28 protein-coding genes are annotated in these 24,280 nt (G+C 59.0%); 12 read left to right on the forward strand and 16 right to left on the reverse strand.

The annotated features are described in order from the left end of the window. Positions 1 to 4 precede the first annotated feature (4 nt). Positions 5 to 853: a LysR substrate-binding domain-containing protein gene (locus PQQ52_RS08630; protein WP_408209591.1), complete on the reverse strand. Its 849-nt coding sequence runs from the start codon at positions 851 to 853 to the stop codon at positions 5 to 7. A 103-nt stretch (positions 854 to 956) separates the two neighbouring features. On the opposite strand from PQQ52_RS08630, the gene PQQ52_RS08635 reads away from it, so the two are divergent. Continuing rightward, positions 957 to 1,604, forward strand: coding sequence for a LysE family translocator (locus PQQ52_RS08635; RefSeq protein WP_408209175.1), 648 nt, complete (start codon positions 957 to 959; stop codon positions 1,602 to 1,604). Positions 1,605 to 1,683: 79 nt separating this feature from the next. Here PQQ52_RS08635 and PQQ52_RS08640 read toward each other — a convergent pair whose 3' ends face one another. From PQQ52_RS08640 to PQQ52_RS08660, 5 genes are all read right to left on the reverse strand, one after another. Then, entirely contained in the window at positions 1,684 to 3,624 is a 1,941-nt protein-coding gene (locus PQQ52_RS08640; protein WP_408209178.1) for an SMP-30/gluconolactonase/LRE family protein, read from the reverse strand. 301 nt (positions 3,625 to 3,925) lie between these two features. Then, a complete protein-coding gene (locus PQQ52_RS08645; RefSeq protein ID WP_408209181.1) occupies positions 3,926 to 4,354 on the reverse strand; it encodes a hypothetical protein in 429 nt (142 codons plus the stop codon). Positions 4,355 to 4,497: 143 nt separating this feature from the next. After that, positions 4,498 to 5,742, reverse strand: a complete 1,245-nt coding sequence (locus tag PQQ52_RS08650) for an MFS transporter (RefSeq protein WP_408209183.1) — start codon at positions 5,740 to 5,742, stop codon at positions 4,498 to 4,500. A 120-nt stretch (positions 5,743 to 5,862) separates the two neighbouring features. Beyond that, the gene (locus PQQ52_RS08655) at positions 5,863 to 6,237 is read right to left on the reverse strand and encodes a VOC family protein (protein WP_408209185.1); all 375 of its coding nucleotides are present in this window, start codon (positions 6,235 to 6,237) and stop codon (positions 5,863 to 5,865) included. 337 nt (positions 6,238 to 6,574) lie between these two features. Continuing rightward, the gene (locus tag PQQ52_RS08660; protein ID WP_408209187.1) at positions 6,575 to 6,970 is read right to left on the reverse strand and encodes a VOC family protein; all 396 of its coding nucleotides are present in this window, start codon (positions 6,968 to 6,970) and stop codon (positions 6,575 to 6,577) included. Between the two features lie 463 nt (positions 6,971 to 7,433). Here PQQ52_RS08660 and PQQ52_RS08665 point away from each other — a divergent pair, with 463 nt between their 5' ends. After that, positions 7,434 to 8,081: a DUF3471 domain-containing protein gene (locus PQQ52_RS08665; protein ID WP_408209189.1), complete on the forward strand. Its 648-nt coding sequence runs from the start codon at positions 7,434 to 7,436 to the stop codon at positions 8,079 to 8,081. A 42-nt stretch (positions 8,082 to 8,123) separates the two neighbouring features. Here PQQ52_RS08665 and PQQ52_RS08670 read toward each other — a convergent pair whose 3' ends face one another. The 4 genes from PQQ52_RS08670 to PQQ52_RS08685 all read right to left on the reverse strand — a co-directional run bounded on the left by PQQ52_RS08670 (position 8,124) and on the right by PQQ52_RS08685 (position 9,783). Beyond that, positions 8,124 to 8,267, reverse strand: a complete 144-nt coding sequence (locus PQQ52_RS08670; protein ID WP_408209192.1) for a hypothetical protein — start codon at positions 8,265 to 8,267, stop codon at positions 8,124 to 8,126. A 178-nt stretch (positions 8,268 to 8,445) separates the two neighbouring features. Next, complete coding sequence (locus PQQ52_RS08675) at positions 8,446 to 9,135, reverse strand: LrgB family protein (RefSeq protein ID WP_408209195.1); 690 nt, start codon at positions 9,133 to 9,135, stop codon at positions 8,446 to 8,448. Positions 9,136 to 9,158: 23 nt separating this feature from the next. Beyond that, positions 9,159 to 9,521 (reverse strand): CidA/LrgA family protein, encoded by a 363-nt coding sequence (locus tag PQQ52_RS08680; RefSeq protein WP_408209198.1) that lies wholly within the window; start codon positions 9,519 to 9,521, stop codon positions 9,159 to 9,161. Between the two features lie 139 nt (positions 9,522 to 9,660). After that, positions 9,661 to 9,783 carry a hypothetical protein gene (locus PQQ52_RS08685; protein ID WP_408209201.1) on the reverse strand — a complete coding sequence of 41 codons (123 nt, stop codon included), beginning with the start codon at positions 9,781 to 9,783 and terminating at the stop codon, positions 9,661 to 9,663. A gap of 249 nt (positions 9,784 to 10,032) precedes the next feature. On the opposite strand from PQQ52_RS08685, the gene gcvA reads away from it, so the two are divergent. From gcvA to PQQ52_RS08725, 8 genes are all read left to right on the forward strand, one after another. Continuing rightward, positions 10,033 to 10,983 (forward strand): transcriptional regulator GcvA, encoded by a 951-nt coding sequence (gcvA, locus tag PQQ52_RS08690; RefSeq protein WP_408209204.1) that lies wholly within the window; start codon positions 10,033 to 10,035, stop codon positions 10,981 to 10,983. 169 nt (positions 10,984 to 11,152) lie between these two features. Continuing rightward, positions 11,153 to 12,214, forward strand: coding sequence for a catalase family peroxidase (locus PQQ52_RS08695; protein WP_408209206.1), 1,062 nt, complete (start codon positions 11,153 to 11,155; stop codon positions 12,212 to 12,214). Then, entirely contained in the window at positions 12,211 to 12,747 is a 537-nt protein-coding gene (locus PQQ52_RS08700; protein WP_408209208.1) for a cytochrome b, read from the forward strand. Before PQQ52_RS08695 ends, PQQ52_RS08700 begins: the two co-directional genes overlap by 4 nt. 175 nt (positions 12,748 to 12,922) lie before the next feature. After that, positions 12,923 to 13,504 carry an RNA polymerase sigma factor gene (locus PQQ52_RS08705; protein WP_408209211.1) on the forward strand — a complete coding sequence of 194 codons (582 nt, stop codon included), beginning with the start codon at positions 12,923 to 12,925 and terminating at the stop codon, positions 13,502 to 13,504. 12 nt (positions 13,505 to 13,516) lie between these two features. After that, positions 13,517 to 13,825, forward strand: a complete 309-nt coding sequence (locus tag PQQ52_RS08710) for a hypothetical protein (protein WP_408209213.1) — start codon at positions 13,517 to 13,519, stop codon at positions 13,823 to 13,825. 72 nt (positions 13,826 to 13,897) lie between these two features. Next, the gene (locus tag PQQ52_RS08715) at positions 13,898 to 14,614 is read left to right on the forward strand and encodes an O-methyltransferase (RefSeq protein ID WP_408209215.1); all 717 of its coding nucleotides are present in this window, start codon (positions 13,898 to 13,900) and stop codon (positions 14,612 to 14,614) included. 121 nt (positions 14,615 to 14,735) lie between these two features. Further along, positions 14,736 to 15,299: a cysteine hydrolase family protein gene (locus PQQ52_RS08720; protein WP_408209217.1), complete on the forward strand. Its 564-nt coding sequence runs from the start codon at positions 14,736 to 14,738 to the stop codon at positions 15,297 to 15,299. A gap of 213 nt (positions 15,300 to 15,512) precedes the next feature. Beyond that, positions 15,513 to 16,208, forward strand: coding sequence for a nucleotide-binding protein (locus tag PQQ52_RS08725; protein ID WP_408209219.1), 696 nt, complete (start codon positions 15,513 to 15,515; stop codon positions 16,206 to 16,208). 62 nt (positions 16,209 to 16,270) lie between these two features. On the opposite strand, the gene PQQ52_RS08730 is transcribed toward PQQ52_RS08725, so the two are convergent. The 5 genes from PQQ52_RS08730 to PQQ52_RS08750 form a co-directional block, all read right to left on the reverse strand. Next, positions 16,271 to 16,645 carry a VOC family protein gene (locus PQQ52_RS08730; protein ID WP_408209221.1) on the reverse strand — a complete coding sequence of 125 codons (375 nt, stop codon included), beginning with the start codon at positions 16,643 to 16,645 and terminating at the stop codon, positions 16,271 to 16,273. A gap of 32 nt (positions 16,646 to 16,677) precedes the next feature. After that, positions 16,678 to 17,400 carry a helix-turn-helix transcriptional regulator gene (locus tag PQQ52_RS08735; RefSeq protein ID WP_408209223.1) on the reverse strand — a complete coding sequence of 241 codons (723 nt, stop codon included), beginning with the start codon at positions 17,398 to 17,400 and terminating at the stop codon, positions 16,678 to 16,680. A gap of 305 nt (positions 17,401 to 17,705) precedes the next feature. Beyond that, positions 17,706 to 18,878: a TIGR03118 family protein gene (locus PQQ52_RS08740; RefSeq protein ID WP_408209225.1), complete on the reverse strand. Its 1,173-nt coding sequence runs from the start codon at positions 18,876 to 18,878 to the stop codon at positions 17,706 to 17,708. 311 nt (positions 18,879 to 19,189) lie between these two features. Then, a complete protein-coding gene (locus PQQ52_RS08745; protein WP_408209228.1) occupies positions 19,190 to 19,915 on the reverse strand; it encodes an alpha/beta fold hydrolase in 726 nt (241 codons plus the stop codon). Positions 19,916 to 20,059: 144 nt separating this feature from the next. Beyond that, positions 20,060 to 20,983, reverse strand: coding sequence for a LysR family transcriptional regulator (locus PQQ52_RS08750; RefSeq protein WP_408209230.1), 924 nt, complete (start codon positions 20,981 to 20,983; stop codon positions 20,060 to 20,062). A gap of 261 nt (positions 20,984 to 21,244) precedes the next feature. Here PQQ52_RS08750 and PQQ52_RS08755 point away from each other — a divergent pair, with 261 nt between their 5' ends. Next, a complete protein-coding gene (locus PQQ52_RS08755; protein ID WP_408209233.1) occupies positions 21,245 to 22,015 on the forward strand; it encodes an APH(3')-II family aminoglycoside O-phosphotransferase in 771 nt (256 codons plus the stop codon). A 554-nt stretch (positions 22,016 to 22,569) separates the two neighbouring features. Then, on the forward strand, positions 22,570 to 23,070 hold the full coding sequence (locus tag PQQ52_RS08760; protein WP_408209234.1) for a DinB family protein: 501 nt from the start codon (positions 22,570 to 22,572) through the stop codon (positions 23,068 to 23,070). Between the two features lie 317 nt (positions 23,071 to 23,387). Here PQQ52_RS08760 and PQQ52_RS08765 read toward each other — a convergent pair whose 3' ends face one another. Further along, the gene (locus PQQ52_RS08765) at positions 23,388 to 24,272 is read right to left on the reverse strand and encodes an NAD(P)-dependent oxidoreductase (RefSeq protein WP_408209237.1); all 885 of its coding nucleotides are present in this window, start codon (positions 24,270 to 24,272) and stop codon (positions 23,388 to 23,390) included. Positions 24,273 to 24,280: the final 8 nt, after the last annotated feature.

Here is a 24,280-nt window from a genome sequence, read left to right on the forward strand (position 1 = left end):
CGGCTCAAACCCGCATTTCAGCCAGAATCTGTTCAGCGAGAAAATCACAAGGCGGTCGGCCAGATCGGGCACTGCGGGCAAGGACGACTTCGAGTTCATCCAGGGGCGGCAACCCTTCGTTCTGCGATAACTGAACAAGGTGCCCCGGCACGCTGCATCGTGCGAGGGGAGCGACTGCCAGCCCTGCTTCGACCATGCTGATAAGACCCAACAAGCTCGGGCTTTCGTAGGACATCCGATATTTGATATTTTCCCGCTGAAGCGCGCTGATGGCGTAAGCACGTGCCGTACTGCCATGTGCGAAAACGGCGAGTGGAAGCGGGCGCTCCTTCCACACTTTTCTTGCGGGCGACCCGGCCCACACCATCGGCTCGAAGCGGATGAATTCGCCCGCGATGCCCTTCGTTTTCGTGAGGCAGGCCAGGTCCAGCGTATTGTCCTTGAGCAAGGGAGCGAGCTCACTGCTGGGCAGGCCGATTACCCGAATGTCGACACGGGGATGAGCAAGCGCGAACTTGCCGAGAACCTGTGGCAGCAGCGATGAAACGTAGTCGTCAGGAACGCCGATGGTGACGCGGCCCTTCATCTCCGGGCGAACGACCGACGCCCACGCTTCCTCCCGCATCGCCAGCATTCGACGGCCATAGTCCAGAAGCGTCTTGCCCTCTGCGGTAATCGCCACGTTACGGGTGCTTCGCACGAAGAGCGGTTTTCCCAGCGCTTCTTCAAGCGATTTGATCTGCATGCTCACCGCCGACGGCGACCGATGCACGGACTCCGCACCGCGAACAAAGGATTCCGTATCGGCGACTGCCACCACCATTTCCAGCACATCCAGATCGAGTTTTTTCACATTAGTCAGAAAATCTGAGGAATACATTCAGTTTAATTCGTTTTACGGGAGTATGTATCGAATCGATACTACTCGCGATAACCACTTGAAAGGAGCCCGCGAAATGCACGGTACGGCATCGATTTACGGATTTGTCGCGGTCGGCGGAATGCTTGCTGTGACACCGGGTCCAAACATGGTCTACGTGATGTCGCGCTCGATTGCGCAAGGACGCACGGCCGGGCTGATATCGCTTGCGGGCGTAATGCTCGGCTACCTCTTCTACATGTTTGGGGCAGCGTTCGGTATCACGGCGCTCTTCCTGAGCGTGCCGTACGCAGGCAGCGTGTTGGGTGCAGGAGGCGCTGTTTATCTGTTCTATCTGGCGTGGCAGGCTGTGAAGCCTGGCGGCCGTTCTCCCCTGGAGGTTCGCGATCTGCCTCGCGAACGGCCTCGCCGGCTCCTGGCGATGGGCGCAACGACCAGTCTGTTGAATCCCAAGCTGGCCATGATCTTTCTGTCACTCCTGCCGCAGTTCATCAACTACCAGAACGGCAGCGTTCTCAGGCAATCGCTCGTGCTCGGTTCGTCGTTGATTGTCGCCTTCGCATCGGTCAATGGCTTTGTGACAGTCTGCTCCGGCAGCATGGCGACGTTCCTGTCCAGTCGCCCGGGACTTCTGCAGGTTCAACGCTGGACGATGGGTGTTGTTCTGTTTGCGCTCGGCGCACACATGGCCATCGATGCATTGAAGCTGGGAGGCATCTATTGAGCTAACGCTCAAATCAGGTCGAAAGCGGCCACCCGGCCGCAGACAATACCAGGACGCCTGTCACGGACGAAACGCGCGGTCAGGGTGTCCAGCGATAAACGGTGATGCTGGACCCCTTGACGTTGTTCTTGGTGACCACGTACTCGCCTGTCGATCGAAGGTACGCCCTGACGCCGTACATCGAATCGATGGCACTGCTGGCGTCCACGGTAGCGCTACTGGTGTTGACCAACGTGGTGTCGAGGTTGCCTGTAGCGAGATTGAAGGCATCGATGTTCGGCAAAGCTTGCCCGCCACTGAACCAGTAGCCGACGAAGAGATAGCTGCCGGCCGCGTCAATCGACTTGGCGCCGGCGTGGGTGAGGTTGATCACCGGATTGGGTTTGGTGGTGTTGCCCGCGCTCCAGCCGTGATACACCTCGATCCGCGTGCCTATCGACGTCCAGTCCGTACTCCCGACGATGCCCTGTCCGAGAATCATGGTGTCGCTATCCGCAAGGTAGACGATGCGAGTCAACGGCTGGATGCTCGCAGGAATGCGGATGGGGATACCGGGTCCCCATGTTGGCTTGCCGCTGGCGTCGAAGCCGGTCAACGGGTAGTGGTAGATGTAACCGGTCTTGTCCAGCCCGGCCCACGCGCCCCCCTTGCTGTCGATGCAGAATCCGTCCCTGACCGATGCGGTCGTATTGAACGCCGCACCGGGAAGCGTGGCGTCCGGTATTGCGATGTAGCCATGCGCGGCATTGAAGTGAAAGAAGTAAAAAGTATCGGGATTCTGGCCGAAGGCCACGAGGATCCGGTTGGCGCCGACGGCGGCAATCTGACCGAAGTGCTCATCCCGTGAGCGATCGTTGATGTTGATGCGTGGATCGGATGGATAATCGATCGGATCGACAGTGTTCGCAACGAAGGTTCCCCCAACGGTGCCGGTGTAGATGTTGGTGCCGCCATAGAAGTAGGCGCCGTCGGTACCCGGATCCGGCGCGGCGATCCCCTCGAAGTTGAGGGACTGAAGCTTCCACCGCAGGTCGCCGGCACTGTTGTACGCATGAATATCGGTGCCGCCGTTGCGGCCGAGGTCCCAGCTGCCGCCCCACGGGTTGTTGAGCACATAGAGGTTGCCCGCGGTGTCCTTGCCGATGCCAGCGACACGGGTGAAGCGCTTCGCGCCGACCTGGCCTTTGATTCCCGTCGTGGTGTCGAGATAACCGCCCTGAATGCCGAATGTACCGGCGAGCGTCGGCGTGCCTGAGAGCGTATAGCGCTTGATGTTCATGTCGGGACCTTCGTCCCCGACCATGAGCTGCCCCGACGACGCGTCGAAATAGAGCGCCGACGGCTGCGACGCGCTGGGCATCCGGATGGTGTTCAGCAAGGCGCCGGTTGGACTGAACCCGACGATCGAACCCTCACTCTTCTGTGCGACCCAGACGTTGCCTGCACCATCTAGTGCGAGCGCGCCCGGACCCGAGACGTTGAGATCCCGCTGCCAGACGCCGTCGGTAGTGTAGATCCGGACGCGATTGCCATAGAAGTCGCTCGCATAGAGGAGCGAGCCTGCCGTGGCGAGTCCGGTGATGACGTCGATCCGAGGCTGGTTGTTCAACGCACTGACCTGAATCAAAAGATCGCGGGTCTTGGTGGTGCGGTTGTATCGTCCCACCGCGCCGCTTCCGTACGTGCTGCCGGGCTGCAGTGCCACGAAGATCGACGTCGCGTTGCCCGTGATCGCGCTGCCCTGAAACTCGCCGTGCGCACCAATCGAACCGAGGCTCTTGCCGTTCTGGTAGATTGCGACGCCACCCTCATACTCGTCCCACATGGAGGCCGTATAGATGACGCCTGCGGGCGCGACCCACATGGAACGCGCAGTGTTACCCACGTGGGCAGCGAGGGTGCCATAGGTGTTCGCCAGCCAGTCGGTGGTGTTTTCCGCCTGACAGGCCGGCGCAATCATCGCAGTCGTGGCGATCGCTGCAGCGAGAAGCACAGCATGAATTCGTTTCTTCTCGACCATGGCTGATGCTCTCCTGAATGCAGTGATCATTCACGTGAATGGTAGGCCGGCCAGATTATTTAATCCGTGATCTGTGACCCACCTATGAACATATGCAACTCATTGCGCCTTTACAAGCCGCACCGTGATTTTGCATACGGACGTGAATTGCGGTCTTGGGGGAAGTTCGATCGTCTCCTGTTGGGCGCGTGTTGTCTCATGCATGGAACATCGTTATGCGTGGCGCGTAAAGGGGTGATCGGCGGCAAGCGCCATTCAAGAAACGTCAGCGCTGGCGAGCGCGTGTTCGACGTGTAAGTAATTAATGGTACGTCGTCTTGGACGACTGCAGCTTGGTCAGCACGCCGCGTTTGAATCGGAACCAGCCTTGCGAACTTTGCATCACGACTTCATCGCCTTGCCAGAACACGCGCCTGACCGTCATGCGTTCGCCCGAGCGCTGGACAAGTGGCGGATGCTGGCGGAAGTCGTACAGCACTGGGCCGGAATCGGTTTGCACGAGCATGCGCGTGACGGTGTCATTCGCATCGACGTCATCGAAATGCGTGAGCGTATTCGCGCCGAAGCGATCAAAACCTTCCTTGTCGAGCATCCCCACGAAATCGCGGTGGGCGCGCACGAATTCCAGTTTTCCCGAGGACGTGGCGAGCGGGCCGGACGCGTTGCTTTGCGCATGAACGCAAGTCGCGAAAGAGGTGGCTGCGATCGCAGCGAGAAATAGTCGTCTCATGTTTCCTTTTAGATTCAGCAGCGTCTCCAACGACGGAGCACGACCTGCAATCGCTCCGTGGGAACATTGTCGTCAATTTTGGTCGACATGTCGAAGGACTGGCTCAACGCGATGGTGAAGCGCGCGACGGGGAATGGCCGGGATCAATACACCTTGAAGCTTCCGGTGCGCGCCATCACTGCCAGTCCAATAACGGCAATGCCCGCGAAGAGCGCTGGCAACAGGAAGACATGGGGAAGGCCCACGAATGCGACCCCGAAACCGCCCGCGATGCCGCCTAACGCCGAGGCGAGTGCCGTCGAGCTCATGAAGATGGCCGACGCCGTCGCCACCGCGTTGGGAAGCAGCCGTTGAGCGACGAGGATGCCCAGAACCATAAATATGCCCCAAACACCCCCCATGAGAATCTGTCCGGCGAACATGCCCATGACGGACGGCCAGAACGCAAAGCAAAGATTGGCAAACACCCCCATGGCGGCCCCGATACACATCAACCACACGTTACCAAGCTTGCGGCCCAGCCCGATGCTGAAGGGCATGATGAGTAGCTCGATGAATGGCTGTATCCCGATGACTGCTCCCCGTACCGCCGGGCCTAGCTTGAGGTGTTCTTCCATGTAGATCAGGAGGAATCCGTACTTCACCGGCTCCCCTGCGTAGACCATGACGAAGAGTCCTGTGAACGTCAGCAGTGGAAGCATGGCACGCAGGCTGGCGTGACGCGCGGGCTCACTCGCCAGCTCCGGCTTGAGCTTGACGGTTGGGTTCAGCGTGCCGAGCGGTGCGATCTGTAAAAGCATGCAGATGGCGGTCATCCAAAGCATGGGGCGCAGGCCATAGGCCGCCGCCACCCAAGCTCCCAGGACAGGCCCGACGATCCATCCGCCGGTCAGCGCCATACGGATGATGGCAACGACACTTTCATTGGCGCCGCCGGGCTTGTCGCTGAGTTCATCGTGGACAGCCGCGAAAATTTGCGAGGCGGTAGCACCGGAAACGGCCAGCAAAGCGACAGCGATGACGAAGGGCATCCAGACCGAAGTAGAGAGGGCCAGCCCCGCCCAGCCCACAAAGCCCGCCGCAGCACACATGCGAAAAAGACCGAGGCGATTCCCTGTGTGATCGGAGTAGCGGCCGACGAAATACCCCGCGACTGGTGCTGCAAGGCTGGTCAGGTAATAGAATCCCGCCAGCGGCAGCGAGGCGCCGAGTTCCTTCACCATGAACAGAACGATCTGTGGTGCAGCAGCCGACGCGCCGAGACCCGACAGAAACATCGCAATCGTTGCGCCGAGAAAAAGCCGCGAAGCTGCAACTTGACGCAATGCAGATTGACTACCGGTTCGCTCAGACATCGTGACAGATTGACTATCGCTTCGGTCAGACATCGTGAACGCCCCTCCCGGTTATGTTCCTGAACCTGTTCGGCAGCGACGTCCCGTCCGGCGCGCACGCTGGAGTTTGACATGAGAGGCGGTCTCGCCTCACGAGTCCGCTCGATGCAAGGACTAGGCCTCGGGTTGGTGGCAAACCACTTCGATGTTGTGCCCGTCCGGACCAATGACAAAAGCTGCGTAGTAGTTCGCGTGGTAGTGCGGGCGCAGACCAGGCGCACCATTGTCTTTGCCACCCGTCGCCAGAGCCGCGCGATAGAAAGCGTCGACTTGCTCGCGATTCTCAGCCGTGAACGCCAGGTGAAGATGCGCTGGCTTCTCCTCGGTTTGGTACAGGCACAATGAAGCCTTACCCGGTGGGCTAAGCTCGACGCCGTACGTCGGCGACCCCTCCGAGATAACAGCTACGCCGAGCGATTCGAGTGCATTGACGAAGAATGCTTTGCTCGCTGCATAGTCGCTGACTCCGAATTTGACGTGGTCGAACATGAGTTCTCCAGAAGAGTGGGCCTGCGCGAGGCCTAACGGGAATTAGAGATCATAGCGATGTTGCCACACGTAGCCGCAAGTGGCCACTGGTGCCAGTCGGGGGTATGACATAGCGGCCAGCAGAATTTAAGGGTGTAGCTGGGGGCTGTTCGCGTCGACGGGGAAATTGTCGCCGACATACATCCGATGTTGAGGGACCGTTTTTTGGCGGCGAGTGATCCGTAGATCTTGCGCTGCTGACAGCGCTATATCCGCGATCTCCGCCAAGCAGTTGCCTGATTGACCGATTGACTATCGCGTTGAAGCTCCGTGTGATTGTGCTGCGATCACGAAGCGGTCATCCGCGAGCATCCGGTTGGCGGCTAACGCAGCCTATGACAAATCGGTGGCCGTCGGGCGTCGCGACGGTAAACTCGCGCATACCGTATGGCCGGTCAGTTGGAGGCTCCAAAATAATCGCGCCCTTAAGAGAAAATTCCTGGTGAAGCGAATCAACGTCATCGACTTCTACATAGCCAAAGTAGCTGTGATCTCCCGTCTCTGAAGGGGACAAAGCGTCGGGGCAACTGCCTAGCATGATGCGAATGCCTCCACGAGAAACTAGCCGCCAATCAGACGCATCAGTCCATTCGACATGAAAGCCGAGAACATCCTGGAAGTAGGTCGCGCTGGTTTCGATATTCGGAACTGCAAGGACAAATGCGAATGGACGCAACGCGTTCGTATCGGCCACGATCAATCTCCTTTCAATGCCTCGATCAACAACAAACCGGAACAGCGCGGCATATTAAGTGTCTGCTCCCATATGTTTTTGCGGCGCAAACATGCTCGCAGATTATCACCATGTCGGCAGACTCAACATCTGAGATTGTCGTCAACGTCAAGCCGGGAAGCGAACGTCCGGATCTGGTGGCAGTTACGACGACTTCGATGTGCCATCGAGATTGACTGTGACGCGCGGGTACTGAAGGGAGGACAGGATTTCACGATCTACGGTGAGACGCTCATCGCAGTCGGCGAGCGCCAGTCGCGTTATATCGGATCGGTAGCAGGTATGTCTGAATCGCGATCATTCCTGGAAAGACGGTTGCGCGTCATGACTCACAAAGCCGTTAAACCCAGATTGATAACCGCGGTGTTTCTTGTATGGTTCAACCGCGCTTGTGGTTTTTGCAGCGCAAGTGAGCCCACCTAACATGACCCAGCCATCGGACGACCACCAATTTATCCATCTCGCCCCCGAAATCATTGATCGCTACGTCGGAACTTACAAGGCAAACGAAATCACGGTGCTGACGGTTGCCCGGGATGGCGAGCGCATCTTGACCACGTTCACGGGTGAAAGAACGATCGAGAACTTTCCAGAAAGTGAGACACAGATCTACGCTCCTTCCGTGAAAGGCACGATCAACTTCAACGTGGACCAGCAGGGTCATGTAACTGGAGCGGTTCTGCATCAATTCGGGAACCCGCTCGAAATGCAACCTATCGATCCAGCCAGCGCACGGCAGATCGAAGCCTTCGTCGCTGACAAGATCAAAAACCAGACGGCTACGCCGGGCAGCGAAGCGGCGCTTCAGAGCCTGACTGGAGGGCTCGTCTCGGGGAACCCAAACTATGCGGAATTGAGCCCGGCACTGGCGGATGCGACGCGTGCGCAACTTCCCCGATTGAGAGAATCACTCAATCGACTAGGTGCACTACAAACCCTGACATTTATAGGTGTCGGCGGCAAAGGCTGGGACGTCTATCAGGCTCGCTTCGACCATGGATTCACGATCTGGCGGCTATGCCTACCTAGCAACGGGATCATAGACGGCGCATTAGTGACTTCAGGTCCCTAAAGCGATACAACATGCCCGCAGGGCCCTCCCGCCGGCCCCTTGTTACCGTTGAACTGGTTGCCACAGATAGAAATGACGGCGCTGCAAACGATGCAGATACGGATCGTTCAGCACCTGCTTGCCGCCCGCGATGGCCGGCTCTTCGGTGAAAAGCGACTGATATTCCTGCTCGGAACACGAAGTCATCGAAGCCCCTAAAAAAATCTGCGAAGTAAATGACAAGCCGGCGGCATCACGCCATACGGCAACCCGACCCTGCCTCCTCAAAGAGGCAGGGTCCGCTGCCGCCGGGGAACCGCTGAGAAAGGCCGCCTTCAATCGCAGTGGCTAGCTGACGATCGGCAAGCACAGCCCAATTGGTCGATCAGAACAAACGGAAAATCGCCGGAACGAGGACCGCCGAAGCGCAGCCCATGAGCGCCATACCGAGCGTGGCGAAGGCCACGGCCTCCGAACCGAACTCGACCGCACGCGTAATGCCGAAGGTGTGGGAAGTCACGCCGAGCGTGAAGCCTTTCACGGCCGGACTGTCTATGCCAATGGCTTTCAGGAGGAACGGCGTCAACGTGACACCGGCCAGCCCTGTAACGAATACGCCGAGAATCGTCAGCGGTACCGACCCGCCGATTTTGTCGGCCACCGACAGGGCGATCGGCGTCGTCACGGATTTCGTGCTGAGCGCCCGCTCCATCAGCGGACTCAACCCGAACACATGGCCCAGCAGCAGCGCACTGCCGGTCACCGCGAGGCCACCGGCCAGCGTCGCAAGCACGATTGGCAGCAACGCTGCGCGTGCCTTGTGCACGTTCTCATAGAGCGGCACGGCGAGCGCGACCACCGCCGGACCCAGCAGGCTATGCAGCATGCTGGTGGCGTCGAAGTACCGGCTGTACGGTAAGCCGGTACTCAGCAACAGGGCCACCAGCGCAATCGTCGCGATCATGACGGGTTGCAGCACGGGCAATTTTCCCGAGCGCAGATACAGCCAGTTGCCGGCCGAGTAGGCCGCGATCGTCAGTGCGACGAGACCCAGGGAATTGCTGAAAATTGTCATGGCGAGCAGCGGTATGTTGGAACTTATGACGCCACCGGATCGGTCGCAGCGTGGCGGCGGGCGAATAGCGTATTGGCAATCCATGCAGTGGCGAGACAGCCAGCCACCAGCGCGAGAACCAGCACCAGGATCAGGCTCAGGATGCCCGGCGGCACGCTGTGAATCAGGTTGACGACACCAACGCAGGTCGGCAGCAGCATCAGCGCCAGGTAGCGCAGCAATACATCGGACGAGACCTTGAGCGGTGCGTCCACTTTGCCTCGCAAGGTCAGGATGGCGAGCACCAGACCGAGTCCGATGATCGCCCCCGGTACCGGTAGCGCAAATCGCGCCGACAGGTAGCTGCCGACGAGATACATGGCGATATAAAAAGCGAAGCCGAACATGATCAGGACTCTCTGTCCGAAGCGGCGCCACAGCGGCGCCGGATAGGTACGACTATGGCATCAGGCGGTTAGCGAAAAAAGCGAGTAATTCGCAGCCTCGGATTAGTTTTGCTCATTACACGCCAACCCCGCGCAGCCGTTAGGCGACGCAATTACGAGGCACACCCGCGGCGAAGGCTTCGAGATTCGCGGTCAACTGATTGGCCAACGGGCAATGCAACGTGATCGCGTCGGCCTCGGGCAGTGCGCGATCCCACGCCACGTACTCGAGAATCTCCAGGGTCTCCTGGGTGAAACACGCGAGCGCTGCCTTTTGTGCCAGCGTCGGGGGACAAATGAACAGGTTTTGCGCGAGCTTCTCGTGCTTTTTACCGGGAGCAAAAAAGTGATCTTTTCTAGCCGTCGGGTTAGTTTGGCTATCGCGTTATGCGAGTTGAATATCACTTTCTAATATTTAGAAAAGCGTTAATAATCTTTGCGCTTGCGTTACTTTGGCTAAATTCCGGGTGTGATGAAATATCGATTGCCGCCGTTGAATGCGTTGCGGGCGTTTGAAGCTGCCGCACGCCATATGAGCTTCAAGAAGGCCGCGGAAGAGTTGTGCGTCACGCCGGCCGCCGTCAGCCACCAGATCCGCACGATCGAGGAGTACCTCGGCGTCGAGCTGTTTTGCCGCTCGAACCGCGCGATCGAATTGACGGAGCACGGCAAGCGCTGTTTCCAGGAAGTCAGCCTCGGGTTCACCCATCTGACGCGCGCGATGACCTGGGTCGATACGACTCGGGATTCACAGCGACTGGTCATCACGGCAGGCCCTGCCTTCACGACCAAATGGCTCGTGCCGCGTCTTTCGAAATTCACCGACTTGCATCCCGAGATCAAAACTCGCGTGTCCGCTTCGCTGGCACTGTGCGATTTCGTCAAGGAAGGTGTAGATGTGGCGATTCGCTTTGGCCGCATCGATACGGCTGGCTTGCATGGGGAGCGTCTGATCGAGGAATCCGTGGTGCCGATGTGCAGTCCGATGCTGCGCAACGTGCAAGGTCAGCCGCTCACGCCCGACGATCTCGCCCGCGTGCCCTTGATTCACGACGAGTCCCTGCGGATGGTCGACCCGGCGGCCACGGGCTGGTCGGAGTGGCTCAAGCAAGCGGGCATAAAAATCGATGCGATGCGCGGCGTGTTTTTCAATCACGCGGACCACGCAATCCAGGCGGCGGTCGAAGGCACGGGTGTTGTAATGGGCCGGCGCGTGCTGGCCGCGCAGGACGTGCGGGCCGGACGTCTGACGATCCCGTTCGGACCGGAGATCCCGACGGGGCTTTTCTTTCACTTTGTATGCGCCGAAGAAAAGAGCCGGTCATCCACGGTGAAGCTGTTTCGTGATTGGCTGTTCAAAGAGCTGCAGAGTGAGGCGAAGCCGCTAGACTGGCGTGAAGATGTTCGATCGCAAAGGCTTTAGCAGGCCTTCGATCTCTGCGACCGTCAGTTGAGCCAATGCTCTTGCGAAGGCAACGCGCCGCCTCCAGTCATACCCCCAAGCCCCCGCAGCACAATCCACCAATCACTGGCACTATTCCCCCCGCCCTGCTAGATTTCCACTCAGCCGAATCATTGATCGGGAGAGATCGATGGCCGACAGACCGACTTCCAACGCCTCCACCGTCCGTTCGCTGGTCCTGATCGCAGTCGTCGTGGTCGCGCTGGTCGCGGCCTTCGCCTTTACGGCCGGCTGGCTCTCACCGGGGCGCCTGACGCCGGCAAAGATCGTCAACGCCCTGGCGCCGCCGGGCGGCGCAACGCTGGGCTTCCGGCGCAATCACGCCAAGGGCATCTGCTTCACCGGCAACTTCGAATCGAATGGCGCGGCGGCGGCCCTCTCCAAGGCACCGATGTTCGCGGCGGGCTCCTATCCCGTCACAGGACGCTTCAACCTCGCAACGCCAGACCCCAAAGCACAGGACGCCATGGTCCGGGTTCGGGGCCTCAGTCTGCGCATCGTCGCGCCGGACGGAAGCGAATGGCGCACGGCGATGATCGACGCCCCCTTCTTCCCGGTCGCCACGCCGCAGGCCTTCTACGGTCTGCTTCAGGCTTCGGCCAACAAGAGCGATCCGGACGCCATGAAGAGCTTTGCCGCCGCGCATCCGGAACTCGGCCATTTTGGCGCGTGGGCCGGTAGCGCGCCGTGGACAGCCTCTTACGCGCAAGAGCGCTACAACAGCCTCAATAGCTTCATCTTCACCAATGCCACGGGACAAGACCAGGCCGTGCGCTGGTCCTTCGTGCCGGCCGCGCAGCCGGAGGCCGTCACGCCTGATCAGTTGAAGGCACGCGGCGCCGACTTCCTCGCCACGGACATCACGCAGCGCGTGCAAAGCGCGCCACAACGCTGGACGCTGGTCATCATGGTCGCCAATCCCGGCGACCCAACCGCCGACCCCACCCAAGCCTGGCCGGACGACCGACGCAAAGTGGAAGCAGGAACGCTGGTGGTCAACGCCATCGAACCCGAGGCTAACGGGCCGTGTCGCGATCTCAACTTCGATCCCACCGTCCTGCCGCCCGGCATGCACGTCTCGGACGATCCGTTTCCCGCCGCGCGCTCCGCCGCCTATGCCGTGTCGTTTGACCGGCGCACCGCTGAGGATAAAGACTATCCGCGCCATCCGGCGGGAGGAGCCACGCCATGACGACCCCGATCCACGATCGCTTCACACCGCTGCAGCGCGCGCTTCACTGGCTGATGGCGGTTTGCATTCTGGCGATGTTGTTCATAGGTGTGGGGATGGTGTCCACCGTTCGCCCGGATTATCTTTCGCTGGTTTCGATCCACAAGCCGCTGGGTGTCGTGATTCTCGTGCTGGCGCTGATTCGCCTGGCGGTGAGGCTAAAGCGCGGCGCGCCGCCGCTGCCGGCCTCGATGCCGGAGCCGATGAAGCTCGCCGCCCACCTGTCTCATCTGGCGTTCTACCTGCTGATGATCGGGCTTCCGCTGATCGGCTGGGGCATGCTGTCGGCCGCGGACTATCCCGTCGTGGTGTTCGGCGTGCATCTGCCGTCCATCCTGCCGCATAGCAACGCTTTGCACACGCTGCTCTGGAACGCGCACAGGACGCTCGCGCTGTGCTTCTTTGCGCTGATCGTGCTTCACCTGGCGGCGGCGCTTTTGCACGCGCTGGTCAGACGTGACGGTGTTTTCCAGGCGATGGCGCCCTGGCGGTGAGGCGTGCCGACTACGCCGCTCAAAAAATTTCCCGAACTTAAAATGGCCGAACGCCGGACCCGTTAGGTCATCCTGACGACCTCGTCACGCAATACGCCAAGCGCGCAGGCCCCTGCAGAACGCAGTTTTTTTCAGGCGGCCACAATATCCGCGTTCCTGAAACGTCTTCAGACGCATGGAACCGCCACCCACCCCGGACACGATGACCGATCGAGACAGCGACATCACCGCGACCGTGGTGCGCGAGCGCACGAAGCTCGTCAATTTTATCCGGCGTCACATACGCGATCCAAACGACGCCGAAGACATCCTCCAGGATGTTTTTCACGAATTCGTGCAGGCCTACCGCCTTCCCGCGCCGATTGAACAAGCGAGCGCGTGGCTGTTCCGTGCCGCACGCAATCGCATCATCGACCGTTTTCGCAAGAAGAAAGAGCAGCCGCTGCCGGACCTGTCACCGGATGGGGACGGCGCCGACAGTGAGTATCGCCTCGATCTTGCCCTACCGGCGCACGATGCAGGCCCCGAGGCGCTCTACGCTCGCGCTGTATTGCTCAAGGCCTTGCAGGATGCGCTCGATGAGTTACCACCCAATCAGCGCGACGTGTTTATCGCACACGAGCTGGAGGGACGGTCCTTCAAAGACATGGCGGCGGAAAGCGGCGTCACGCTCAATACGTTGCTCGCGCGCAAACGCTACGCGGTCTTGCATCTGCGTGCCCAGCTGCAGGCCATTTATGACGAACTGGATATTTAGAGGAGTCGACGGATGAATTATCGAATCAGATGTGCGGGCAAAGTGCTGCTGGTGGTGGTCGGCATAGGCGTGCTCGGGGGCGTGGTCATGACGCTATGGAACTGGGTGATGCCGGCGTTATTCGTTGGCGCCCGTGCGATCGACTTCGTGCACGCACTTGGTTTGCTGGTTTTGAGCCGCATCCTGTTTGGCGGATTTCGCGGACACGGTGGCTGGCGCGGGCGACGGCATTGGCGCAAATGGGATGCCATGACGCCAGAAGAGCGGGAACGCTTCAAGGCGGCGAAATGGTCACGTCCAACTCAGTCTGCGGAAGATTGAGCATGTGCAAGGCGATGTCGGTGTGCTTTTGGACACTCCGTCAGGATAATTCAGGTTACTCAGGAGTAGCGTATGACATTGACTGCCACAATGCTTCTGCGGCGGCTTCACCAACAGAGCCGGACAGAAGTGATGGCCCGCGCACGAGCGCAGTTCCAGGGATCGAGCGATGAGTTCGTGACGCTTGCGGAGGACTACGATACGCTTGCCCCTCGACTGCGTGGACGGTTTCTCGAAACGCTCGGACTATCGAGTGAAGATTTCGAATCCTCGCAAGGCACGCCTCTGTCGTTAGCCGTGTCTGCGGAAACGGGACGATTTTTAAGCAACATGGTGCTTTCGCACAAGCCGACTCGAGTCCTCGAACTCGGCAGCTCCTGCGGCGTGTCCACGCTGTATTTCGCCGAGGCCCTGCGCACGTTGGGCAACGGCACGGTTGTAGCGACTGAACTCGACCCTGCGAAGTGCGCACAACTTCGAACTCACGTCAGAACGGCGGGCGTAGACGCCTACGTCGACCTTCGGGAGGGCGATGTCTTCCAGACCGTTTCCGAATTAGATGGCACTTTCGACATGGTGTTTATCGACGTATGGGCCAACACGTATCTGAATCTGTTCAAGCAGATTGAGCACCTGCTACGCCCGGGATCCATCGTTCTCGCCGACAACATGTACACCGCCGAGGACGCCGTTCGGTCATACAAGCAGTACCTTGACGACCATCCGCGCTTTTCAAGCACGACGCTGGACTTTGAATCGGGGATCGAATTTACAGTCGTCGTTTCTTAAGCTCATGTGAAGTATTATTTCCCCAGTAGCGAAGCGTCGTTTTGACAACCGATGCTTCGCCGCGTTCGACGTTCCCTGGTTGTGAATATGAACCGTGTGTCGAAGTAAAGGAGACGGGTAAATGGAGGCAATCGCGCCGGCGCACACCGCGCTTGTCGTCATGCATTATCAGACCGACATTCTTGGGCTCTTTCCATCGGTCGCGCCGACCTTGCTCGCCAATACGCGCATGCTATGCGACGCGGCGCGGGCCAAAGGCGTCAGCGTCTATTTCGCCAACCTCCGGTTCAGTCCGGGCTATCCGGAAGTCAGCCCATTGAACAGGAATGGGCAGGGAATCAAGCAGCTCGGCCTCTTCGTCGACGACTGCACCGCGCCGGAGTTGGGCCAGCAGGCCAGTGAACCGCTCATCATCGCGCATCGCGCCAGCGTGTTCTTCGGTACCGATCTGCAGGCACGACTTTTCGCACAAGGTATCGATTCACTGATTCTGGTCGGCATTGCGTCGACCGGTGTCGTGCTGTCGTCGGTCGCATATGCAAGCGACGCGGACTTCCGCCTGTACACGGTCAAGGATTGCTGTTACGACCCGGATCAGGTGGTACATGAACATCTGTTCTCCACCGCATTCGATTCGCGCACTACGGTGCTGTCACTCACCGATGCCTTGCTGCTGCTCGCCTAGGCGTTCGAAGTCAAGCAGAAGGAACAATGCGCCACATCATTGATCTTTCAGGACGCTATTCGATGCAGGCGCCTCGCAGTAATACACCAGCCCAATAGCGGACGGGGGCCGGGCAAAAAAAACGCCTCCGCGAATTTTGCCCGGATAACCTATGTGCAGGCGCGCACTGCGCGCTTGCATTGCAGATCCACTGGACAACAAGGAATCGAGCACATGAGCTTTGTGCACTTTATTGGCGGGGAAAAAGGCGGGGTGGGAAAATCGCTCGTCGCCCGCGTTCTGGCGCAGTACTTCATCGACCGCAATTTGCCGTTTCTTGGCTTCGACACTGACCGCTCGCACGGAGCGCTGCTGCGCTACTACGCCGATTTCACCGCGCCAGCTACGCTCGACGACCACAACAGTCTCGACCCGGTAATCGAGCACGCTCTCGAACAGCCCGAACGCCGCATCCTTGTCGACCTCGCAGCGCAGACCCAGCAATCGGTCTCGAAGTGGTTCGACGACTCCGACGTGCTCGGCATTGCGCAGGAAAACGGTGTTGCACTCACGTGGTGGCAGGTCATGGACGCGGGCCACGATTCGGTCGACCTGTTACGGCAATGGCTCGATCAGTTCGGTGGCAAGTTACGCCTCGTGATCGTGCTGAACGAAATCCGAGGCGAGCGCTTTGAATTGCTGGAAACCTCAGGCCAACGTCAGCGCGCGGAAGCGCTGGGTGCAAAGGTCGTTTCGCTGCGCCATCTTCCCGACACGACGATGCAGAAGATCGACCAGAAAAATTCGAGCTTCTGGGCCGCGGCACATCATCCGGATCGCGCAAGCACCGGTCTTGGCATGCTTGAGCGCCAGCGGGTCAAGGTCTGGCTCAACCGCGTTTATGAGGAAATCGACAAGGTCGCGCCTTAACCGGCGAGCGGTCGTGACGAGAACCCGAGTCAGGGAAAGTTACCGTGGTCCGGTGGCCTTTCTCAACGCTTGGGTCGAGAAAATATGTTGACGAGATTCCCATCCGGGTCGCGCAGCAAGAGAGAGCGATTGCCCCACGGCATCAACGTCGTCGGCATAACGATGTCCGTCCCCGACGCATTCATCCGTTCGAATACTGCATCAACGTCCTCCACTTCAAACTCCAGGATTGCCGACTGATTCGCAGCCGCAGTGGCGGCGCCGACATTAAAAAGCTTGATCAGGTGCTCAGACGAAATCGCAAGCACCGCCCCTTCGAATTGTATTTCCGCAAACCCATCAGCCGGCCGTGCAGCCTCAAGACCGGAAAGCCTTCGGTAAAACTCGACCAGACCTTCGATATCCTGGGTAACAATACGAACAGATGCAAACTTCATTTTGAGCTCCTGGCGAAGAAAGGAAGCTCAGTCTAAGAGACGATACTGTCAGATTCTGGCAGTATCGTGCGGCTGGCTACATGATTTACTTTACGCCACTCGCGAAGCAGCGTTGACCGCCTTTTGGGGTAGCGCTCCTCCATTTCCTCGACGTTCAAGATGCGGTCCGAGCGGAAATTCCGAAAGTCTGCACGAAGCTCACACCAACACATCAGCACTCGGGCCTGGTCGAAATACACCAACGCAAATGGCCAAACTATGCGTTGCGAGTTAGCACCACTGCCGTCCCTATAAGTAATATTAAGCTTTTGCTCTGCCCGGACTGCAGCCCGTAGGAGGTCCGGCGAGACTTTATAGGCAGGCCTCTTCAACGGCGCACCGACTAGCAGCGACGATTCCTCAAGTTCGCGACGCAGTTCAGTGGGCAGTACGGCGGCTATCTTTGCAAGCGCGCTCAGCGCGCCGTCCGATAGCGTCCTGTCGCAGCGATCCGCCACCCAGCGCATGCCGAGAACCAAAGCGTCGAGTTCCTCTGAGCGGAACATCATTGGCGGCAGCATGAAACCCGGTTTCATCACGTAACCAACGCCCGGCTCCCCCTCGATCATCGCTCCTTGCGCCTGCAAACTGGCGATGTCCCGGTATAGCGTGCGGATGCTCACGCCGAGCTCCTCGGCCAAAGCTTGACCGCGCACGGGACGTCGGTAACGCCGTAGCACTTGCAGGAGACTAAGAAGACGCTCAGAACGGGCCATACGTTGATCCTGAAATCGGCACTCAAGTAAATCGACGACGCTATCGGTTACTTCGAACCGAATGCAACAGGCTGCTTCCAGCTAGATATCGCATTGTTGACGATCTGTGTGGCTCTGTCGAATGATCCAAGATGGCCGGGACCTGCAGCCCAATTCCCCACGTAAGCGGGCGACGTTAGCGATCGAACGGCCACTCGGTCTGCGCCTGCCGCGTGGCGTGGCCAGGTCTGCCGCGCGCATCGACTTGCAAAAAAAAGCGGCCGCTCTCGCATAGAGAACGGCCGTTGTCTATTGCGCGGTCTGCGCTACATGCCGATGCTCGTCCCTCCGCTCGCGTTTGTGCCCGTGCTCGAACCCGTGTTCGTGCCTGGACTCGACGTTGTATTCAGATCGATTCTTCCATAGACGCCATCGGCTTCGTCATTCGGCCCCGCGGTGAAGAACAGCGTATTGGAGGGCTGATTGCTGAGATCGTTGCCGAACGCAATGCCCCACACACCGGGTTCGACGATCGGACTGCCGCTCGGTCCAATGAGCGGTCCCATCGCCTGGCCGCTCGATGCATTGAACGCGTTGATCGTGCCGTTGCCGAAATTGCCGATCAGTATCGTGCCGCTCATCGAGCCGAAGTTGCCGGGCGCTTGCGCAATGCCCCAGGGCGCGTTTAACGACCCGCCCGTCGCGAAGCGCTGCTTCAGGTTGCCCACCGTGTCGTACACGTCAACCATGCCGAGTCCCGCGCCCGCGACATCGTCGTGCTTGACCGCATCCTGCATCGCGTAAGTGACGAATAGATTCGAGCCGATCGCCTGAATGCCGAACGGCGCAAAGCCGGCCGGAATCGCCGGGTCCGTGAAGGCGCCTGGCATCGCGACCTTGGTGAAGTTGGTATTGAAAACGTCGATCTTGTTGTTATGGAAGTCGGTCGCGTAAAGGAAGTTGCTGCCGTTCATTTCGGCGAGCGCGAGACCCTTGTACACGGCGCCGCCCGTGCCGTCGTCGTACATCACGAATGAGTTGGTCGGCCCGACGGCGGGCGCCCAGGCGGTGATGGTTCCGCCTTCTCCGGCGAAGATGAATGCAGCGGCGCCGGACTTGCCGTTTTCCGAGACGGTGAAGCTTTGTGTGCCGTTGAAGACGATGCCCGTGGGCGCTGCTGAACCGTTCTTGCCGTTGGGTATCGTGACGACCAGCGATTGCGGCACGCCGTTGCCGTCATAGAGCGTCGCGACATTGGTGCCGTTGTCCGCGACCCAAACGAAACCTTTCGGATTGAAGGCGACGCCCCACGGGTTTTTCAGATTCGCGTCAGTGTGCGCCGCGGGCACCACGCCATCCGACACGAGGGCCGTCACAGTGAACGATGAGTGGACGGGTGGGTTTGAACTGTTTGAACTGGAACTGCCGCCGCACGACACGAGCGTCGCGATAGCCGCGCTGCATGCTACGACGCCGAACACGTCGAGTAGAGATTTCATGACCGCACTCCTTGTTCTGTCCAAAAGGCTGTAACGGTCATTGAACGAAGAGGACGCGGGGTTTATTCCTGCGACGGAGGGCTTATTTCGTGTGCGATTTCGTGCGACTGCAATGGTTGAACTGGCTAGATAAAAGCGAATGGTGTGCAACGAATAACACGCGTGACTATTCCATCCGTCCAGCTAAAAAGTTGTGAACGCGTGTAACGTGCTGCACACCATCAGCAAATAGCCGCAAGGACCTTAGTCAGCGCGTTGAAGGCGCACGCAACTTGCCAGCGGAAACGCTATCCACGGCCGTGTGCATACGCTTAAAGCGATGTCCGCTCCAGGAACTTCCTGATCTCGAGAGAGTAGGCGCCGGGATGCGAGAACCTGAACATGTGGCCGGTGCGCGGCATGATGACTTCCTGCGACCCCCTTATGCCCTTCAGGAGGATCCCCGCGGCTTCCTCGCCGATCAGCTTGTCTTCCTCGGGAGTCAGGATCAGTGTGGGGACGTCGATCTTCTTCAGCAGAGCCGTATAGTCCACCTTCTCGATCGAACGCATGCGGTTGACGTAGGCTTTGTGGGGCGTCTCCTTGACGAAGAAGGCGCGACTCTTTCCGGTTGACCAGGGGATCTCCCCCTCCCTGTCAAACGACGAAGCCAACTGCGCTGCGTGGACCCGAAGGGTCATCTGTCGGTAAAAGGGCCCGGGGAAGAACGGGACAAGCGCTGCCAGCGTCTTGAGCAAGCGCGACGTGATCGGGCTCCTGGCAAAACCACCAGAGAGCACCAGGCCCTTAAGGCCCTTCGGCTGCCGCGTCGCAACCGCGATCGAGGAGACCGCGCCGTACGAATCGCCAACTAATACATAGCGCTCGAGGTCCTTCACCTGGTCAGCGATGAAGTCGGCCAACGTTTCCAGCTCGCACACGTCGTCCGGCAAACGCAGGGTACGCATGGGGCGGCTCTGCAAGTAGGTCAACTGGTTAAGCTGCCACGCGGCCCCCGCGAAGCAAGGGATCATGACCAAGGTGGGCTCTGTTTTCATGGGGTACGCCTGGCGGAGTTGGATAAACGACGACCGAACTCTAGGCGGACCGAGACATTCGATCTAATGGCATTTACACACCATGTCGATGCACGAGATTCATGGCCCCGTGTCGCTCCGGCCGCGGCAAGCCCCTGCCGATGTTTAATCGGCGATCATCATGTTCGTAATCCACTTGACGGCGGGCTCGTTGGCGCGCCCCCGGGCTCGAATAACGAGCACCTCCCAAGTTGGGAGCGCCAGGGGCACCTCAAAAAGACTCAGCTGCGCGGTCTCCTGCATCCGCAATGCGACCCGCTCAGCAACAACGGCAATCGATTGCGAGGCGCCGACCATGAACGGAACAGCCAGAAAGCTGGGGCAGGTAACGTTCACCTTACGGGTTCGACCGAGGTTCTCCAATGCATCGTCGACAGCGCCCCGCGTATCGCCGCGCGGCGAAACCAGAATGTGGGGCAAGCGGACGAAGTCATCCAATTCCATGTGCAGCTTCTTGCCTCGCTTGACCAGCGCTGGGTGGCCTTTGCGCGCGATGCCGACGAAACGCTCCTTATGGACAAGCTGGCAACCAAAGCGCTGCGGGATCTGGGCAAAAGAGCCCGACCCAAGCACGATATCGAGCTCACCGGCGTCTAACATGCGCAGAGCCGATTCGACATCGGCCGGCCTGAGCCTCAGCACGACGTCCGGCGCGGCGGCTTGGATCTTGGCCAGAACAGGGGCGATGACGGTCAATACGGCGTGGTCGGTGGCCGCCACTGAGAGCACGGCTTGCAAACGACTTGGATCGAACGGGCCGCGTGGACTGGCAACGAGCCTGACCGACTCGAGCACCGCCGCTACTCTCGGCATTAACTCTATGGCCAGCGGCGTCGGCGCGATCCCGCGGGGGTTACGAATGAAAAGCTGATCAGCAAAAGCTGTACGCAGCCTCGATAAGGCGTGGCTGGTTGCGGACTGGCACAAATGCAATCTTTCGGCCGCACGGCCGACGTGCCTTTCGGCCCAAAGCGCCTCAAGTACAACCAGAAGGTTGAGATCGAAACGGGTCAGATCGAGGGGCTTCATGCTGTATTAGCCTCTTCGGTTATAACTCGAAGCACGGAACTTTCGTACAGCCCTTTCGGGGCTGTTATCGTGCACGGTAAAGCAAGGGTGGCGTCTGGCATGCAGGCAAGCTTACCGCGAACAGACAGGAGCGCTGAGCCACGTCTCGGGACCGCATCAAATTCTTCGGGATTTTGGAGGGGCCGCGTCTCATTTCCGGATCGCCCACAATCTTGCCAACGTGCTTATGTAAATTCCACTTGAAAACCACGTAGTGACGACATGCATATCCCGACGAAGTGGCGTGAAAAATTCGCTGGAGCACTTATCGAACGACAAGTTGTTGGCGAATCAGGAGCGGAAGTTTTTCGCATCCAGTGTGGCAGCGGGGAAGAGCTATTTCTAAAGTCCGAGCCCACTGGCTTGCCAAGTGAGCTTCCTGGTGAGGTTGAACGCCTGCAGTGGATGAACCGGCGCAATCTGCCTGGACCTACCGTGCTGGGTGATGCGATGGAAGACAACCGCCACTGGCTGCTCATGACGGCCGTCCCCGGGTGCGATTTGGCCAACGCTAACAATCTGTCTCCGCTCCAAATCGTAGAAATTTTGGCGGTGGCTCTACGTAGCCTCCACGCGGTACCGATCGCGGAATGTCCCTTCGACCATCGCCTCGAAGAGCGTATCGCAGTCGCCCAGAATCGTGTGAGCGTCGGACTCGTTGACGAGGCAGACTTCGACAATGAGCGGCGAGGACGGGCCGCTACGGATGTGCTCGCTGAGTTGCTGTCGACGCTCCCGGAGACGGGTGACCTTGTAGTGACCCACGGCGACGCATGCCTGCCGAATTTCATGGCTGACGGAAGTCGCTTCACTGGCTTCATCGACTGCGGTCGCCTGGGCGTCAGTGACCGCTATCAAGACCTTGCACTGACCGCTCGAAGTATTGTGCGCAATCTTGGGCAGGACTGGGTAGAGCCATTCTTTCGCGAATATGGTGTAGAACCTGATCACCAGCGCATAGCGTTCTACTGTTTGCTGGACGAGTTCTTCTGATCGCCCTTGCGACGTTGTTCACTGCGGATTGTCATCGATCTGTCCATCGACGTCGATCGGCTCATATTGGCCGGACAGTGCCCAACGTCGATTGGTGGCATGCGATCCGAAGCCGCCGTTCACCATGTTTAGGAGCGGTCGGTCATTCGAGCCGAAAATTATTGAGTAATTCTAAGTAGAATGTCTCTGTAATGCGCCCGCGCAACGTAGATGGAGGCTTGCGAAAAGATGATTCCGCCCACACCTCCGCCGACGGCTGCACCGAGCAAAGGATGACCAAAGACAATCCCCAGACGGCAACCCAGATATGCGCATGCACCGCAAGCAGCCAGGCCAACCCAGGTTTGCCAATGGCGAAATGTCCATCGATATGCCTGCCTCCATACTAGTCGCCGCTCCTTGGCCGAGAGTTGCGAAAGCTCTGGAATGCTTTTGAGAGTCCCCATGCCCAGCATGAGCCATTTGACCAGATCCGCGCACGAGCTTCGGCCGACCATAGGCCAGAACCGTACGACAGATAAAGAACTATTCGCCGTATACAGCCAGGAGGTTTCATGAAAGCCACACAAACTCTTACACGCTACAAAGCCTGGGCGGACGAGCTATTTCTGTCAGTCGTGGCTTCCGTTCCCGCTGCAGAGCTTACCGCACCGCGACCACTCAGCTTTCGCAGTCTGATTGGGACGCTCAACCATTCGTATGCAATGGATTACGTCTGGCAGTGTCACCTGCTTGGCAAACCTCACAATTTGACTACACGCAACCCCGAAAACTGGCCGACATTCGAGGAATTAGCAGTCAACCAACGGAGCATTGACGAGTGGTATGTGAACTACGCGGATGCAGCTACGGAACACGAACTGGCAGAAATCGTGCAATTTGAGTTCATTGGCGGTGGTACAGGACGCATGACTCGTCAGGACATGGTTTTGCACGCCGTAAATCACACCACCTATCATCGTGGCCAGGCAGCGGCCATTCTTTACACGCTCGACATTTTCCCACCCGCCACTGATATGCCGGTGTTTCTGCGGCAACAGTCTGTGAGTCCCTGACAGCGTTATTTAATCCGGCGCTGGTCCCTGGTGTCGTAGCGGTTCGCGTCACCAGAGGCTGTCAGGTAGTTCGCCTGAGAGAAGGTGCAGTAGAAGGGATAAGGGTGAGCCGAAAAACGAAGACCAACGTTGTCGATAAGTCTCCTTACTAACTGCAAGCGGTCGTTCGTACAACATTTTCAAGTGACTGGACCTGGCCGGTCACTGCCCGACGTCGATCGGCGGCACGCGACCCTTCTGAGACATGCGTTCAATTGAATCAACCAGCCTGGTCTCGGGCCATCAGCTAACAATGGAGCGATGCTGGGCACATTTCTTCACGACAATGACGAACGGACGATCGAGCGCCGTTTCGCGTTCGGGTCAATAGTCAAAGCTGCCATCGCCGACCAGTCCCGATCGCCCATGCCCGCTTCAACGGTCGCCGCCATCTGGCCATGCACGGCCGCGAGCAATGGCAAGGAGCGGCCAGCCTGTCCGGCTGCTTCGGACGCAAGACGGAGATCCTTCAATCCAAGTGACGCCTTGAAGCCAGCCTCGTATTGACCGGCGGCAATATTCGCCGAATAGACCTGATACGAACGGCTGCCGAACAGCGTGTTCAAGATCAGCTCAAAAAAATGCTCGCGAGAAAGTCCATTGGCTTCGGTCAGCACCACGGCTTCCGGCATCGCCTCGATCGCCATAGCGATCATCATATTGCAGGCGATCTTTGCGGCGTTCGCTGCCGGCGCATCAGCACCCATGTCCCAGACGCGTTTGCTTATCACGTCGAGCAAGGGTCGGACCTTCGTCAGCGCGTGCGGCGCGCCGCCGGCCAGCACGTTGAGTTCGCCCTTCGCGGCTACGTCGGGACGCCCGAGTATAGGAGCCGACACATAGTCGATACCCGCAGCTTCGTGTAGCACAACGAGTTCGCGTGCGAAGGCCACGGAAATAGTCGACGTGACGACGTGCACGAGCCCCTGTTTCGCGTGCTTTAGCACGCCAGGTTCAAGCAGGACCGAGCGGATCACGCTGTCGTCGGACAGCGTCGTGAGCACGGTGTCGCTTTGCAACGCATCAGCGGGTGATGCCACCATCGTCACGCCTTCTACCGACCCACCTGAACGGTTCCACGCCTTAACCGTGTGGCCCGCTTGCGCGAGATTAAGCGCCATCGCCCGGCCCATTGCGCCGAGGCCAATCATTCCGATATCCATCTGCGTTT

It is taken from the genome of Paraburkholderia sediminicola (genome assembly GCF_046030555.1).
GTDB lineage: Bacteria > Pseudomonadota > Gammaproteobacteria > Burkholderiales > Burkholderiaceae > Paraburkholderia > Paraburkholderia sediminicola_E.

Excerpts from the sequence above, each read along its gene's own strand:
- PQQ52_RS08635 (WP_408209175.1), top strand. The coding sequence starts at position 957 with ATGCACGGTACGGCATCGATTTACGGATTTGTCGCGGTCGGCGGAATG.
- PQQ52_RS08640 (WP_408209178.1), bottom strand. The coding sequence starts at position 3,624 with ATGGTCGAGAAGAAACGAATTCATGCTGTGCTTCTCGCTGCAGCGATC.
- PQQ52_RS08645 (WP_408209181.1), bottom strand. The coding sequence starts at position 4,354 with ATGAGACGACTATTTCTCGCTGCGATCGCAGCCACCTCTTTCGCGACT.
- PQQ52_RS08650 (WP_408209183.1), bottom strand. The coding sequence starts at position 5,742 with ATGTCTGACCGAAGCGATAGTCAATCTGTCACGATGTCTGAGCGAACC.
- PQQ52_RS08655 (WP_408209185.1), bottom strand. The coding sequence starts at position 6,237 with ATGTTCGACCACGTCAAATTCGGAGTCAGCGACTATGCAGCGAGCAAA.
- PQQ52_RS08665 (WP_408209189.1), top strand. The coding sequence starts at position 7,434 with ATGACCCAGCCATCGGACGACCACCAATTTATCCATCTCGCCCCCGAA.
- PQQ52_RS08670 (WP_408209192.1), bottom strand. The coding sequence starts at position 8,267 with ATGACTTCGTGTTCCGAGCAGGAATATCAGTCGCTTTTCACCGAAGAG.
- PQQ52_RS08675 (WP_408209195.1), bottom strand. The coding sequence starts at position 9,135 with ATGACAATTTTCAGCAATTCCCTGGGTCTCGTCGCACTGACGATCGCG.
- PQQ52_RS08680 (WP_408209198.1), bottom strand. The coding sequence starts at position 9,521 with ATGTTCGGCTTCGCTTTTTATATCGCCATGTATCTCGTCGGCAGCTAC.
- gcvA (WP_408209204.1), top strand. The coding sequence starts at position 10,033 with ATGAAATATCGATTGCCGCCGTTGAATGCGTTGCGGGCGTTTGAAGCT.
- PQQ52_RS08695 (WP_408209206.1), top strand. The coding sequence starts at position 11,153 with ATGGCCGACAGACCGACTTCCAACGCCTCCACCGTCCGTTCGCTGGTC.
- PQQ52_RS08700 (WP_408209208.1), top strand. The coding sequence starts at position 12,211 with ATGACGACCCCGATCCACGATCGCTTCACACCGCTGCAGCGCGCGCTT.
- PQQ52_RS08705 (WP_408209211.1), top strand. The coding sequence starts at position 12,923 with ATGGAACCGCCACCCACCCCGGACACGATGACCGATCGAGACAGCGAC.
- PQQ52_RS08710 (WP_408209213.1), top strand. The coding sequence starts at position 13,517 with ATGAATTATCGAATCAGATGTGCGGGCAAAGTGCTGCTGGTGGTGGTC.
- PQQ52_RS08715 (WP_408209215.1), top strand. The coding sequence starts at position 13,898 with ATGACATTGACTGCCACAATGCTTCTGCGGCGGCTTCACCAACAGAGC.
- PQQ52_RS08720 (WP_408209217.1), top strand. The coding sequence starts at position 14,736 with ATGGAGGCAATCGCGCCGGCGCACACCGCGCTTGTCGTCATGCATTAT.
- PQQ52_RS08725 (WP_408209219.1), top strand. The coding sequence starts at position 15,513 with ATGAGCTTTGTGCACTTTATTGGCGGGGAAAAAGGCGGGGTGGGAAAA.
- PQQ52_RS08730 (WP_408209221.1), bottom strand. The coding sequence starts at position 16,645 with ATGAAGTTTGCATCTGTTCGTATTGTTACCCAGGATATCGAAGGTCTG.
- PQQ52_RS08735 (WP_408209223.1), bottom strand. The coding sequence starts at position 17,400 with ATGGCCCGTTCTGAGCGTCTTCTTAGTCTCCTGCAAGTGCTACGGCGT.
- PQQ52_RS08740 (WP_408209225.1), bottom strand. The coding sequence starts at position 18,878 with ATGAAATCTCTACTCGACGTGTTCGGCGTCGTAGCATGCAGCGCGGCT.
- PQQ52_RS08745 (WP_408209228.1), bottom strand. The coding sequence starts at position 19,915 with ATGAAAACAGAGCCCACCTTGGTCATGATCCCTTGCTTCGCGGGGGCC.
- PQQ52_RS08750 (WP_408209230.1), bottom strand. The coding sequence starts at position 20,983 with ATGAAGCCCCTCGATCTGACCCGTTTCGATCTCAACCTTCTGGTTGTA.
- PQQ52_RS08755 (WP_408209233.1), top strand. The coding sequence starts at position 21,245 with ATGCATATCCCGACGAAGTGGCGTGAAAAATTCGCTGGAGCACTTATC.
- PQQ52_RS08760 (WP_408209234.1), top strand. The coding sequence starts at position 22,570 with ATGAAAGCCACACAAACTCTTACACGCTACAAAGCCTGGGCGGACGAG.
- PQQ52_RS08765 (WP_408209237.1), bottom strand. The coding sequence starts at position 24,272 with ATGGATATCGGAATGATTGGCCTCGGCGCAATGGGCCGGGCGATGGCG.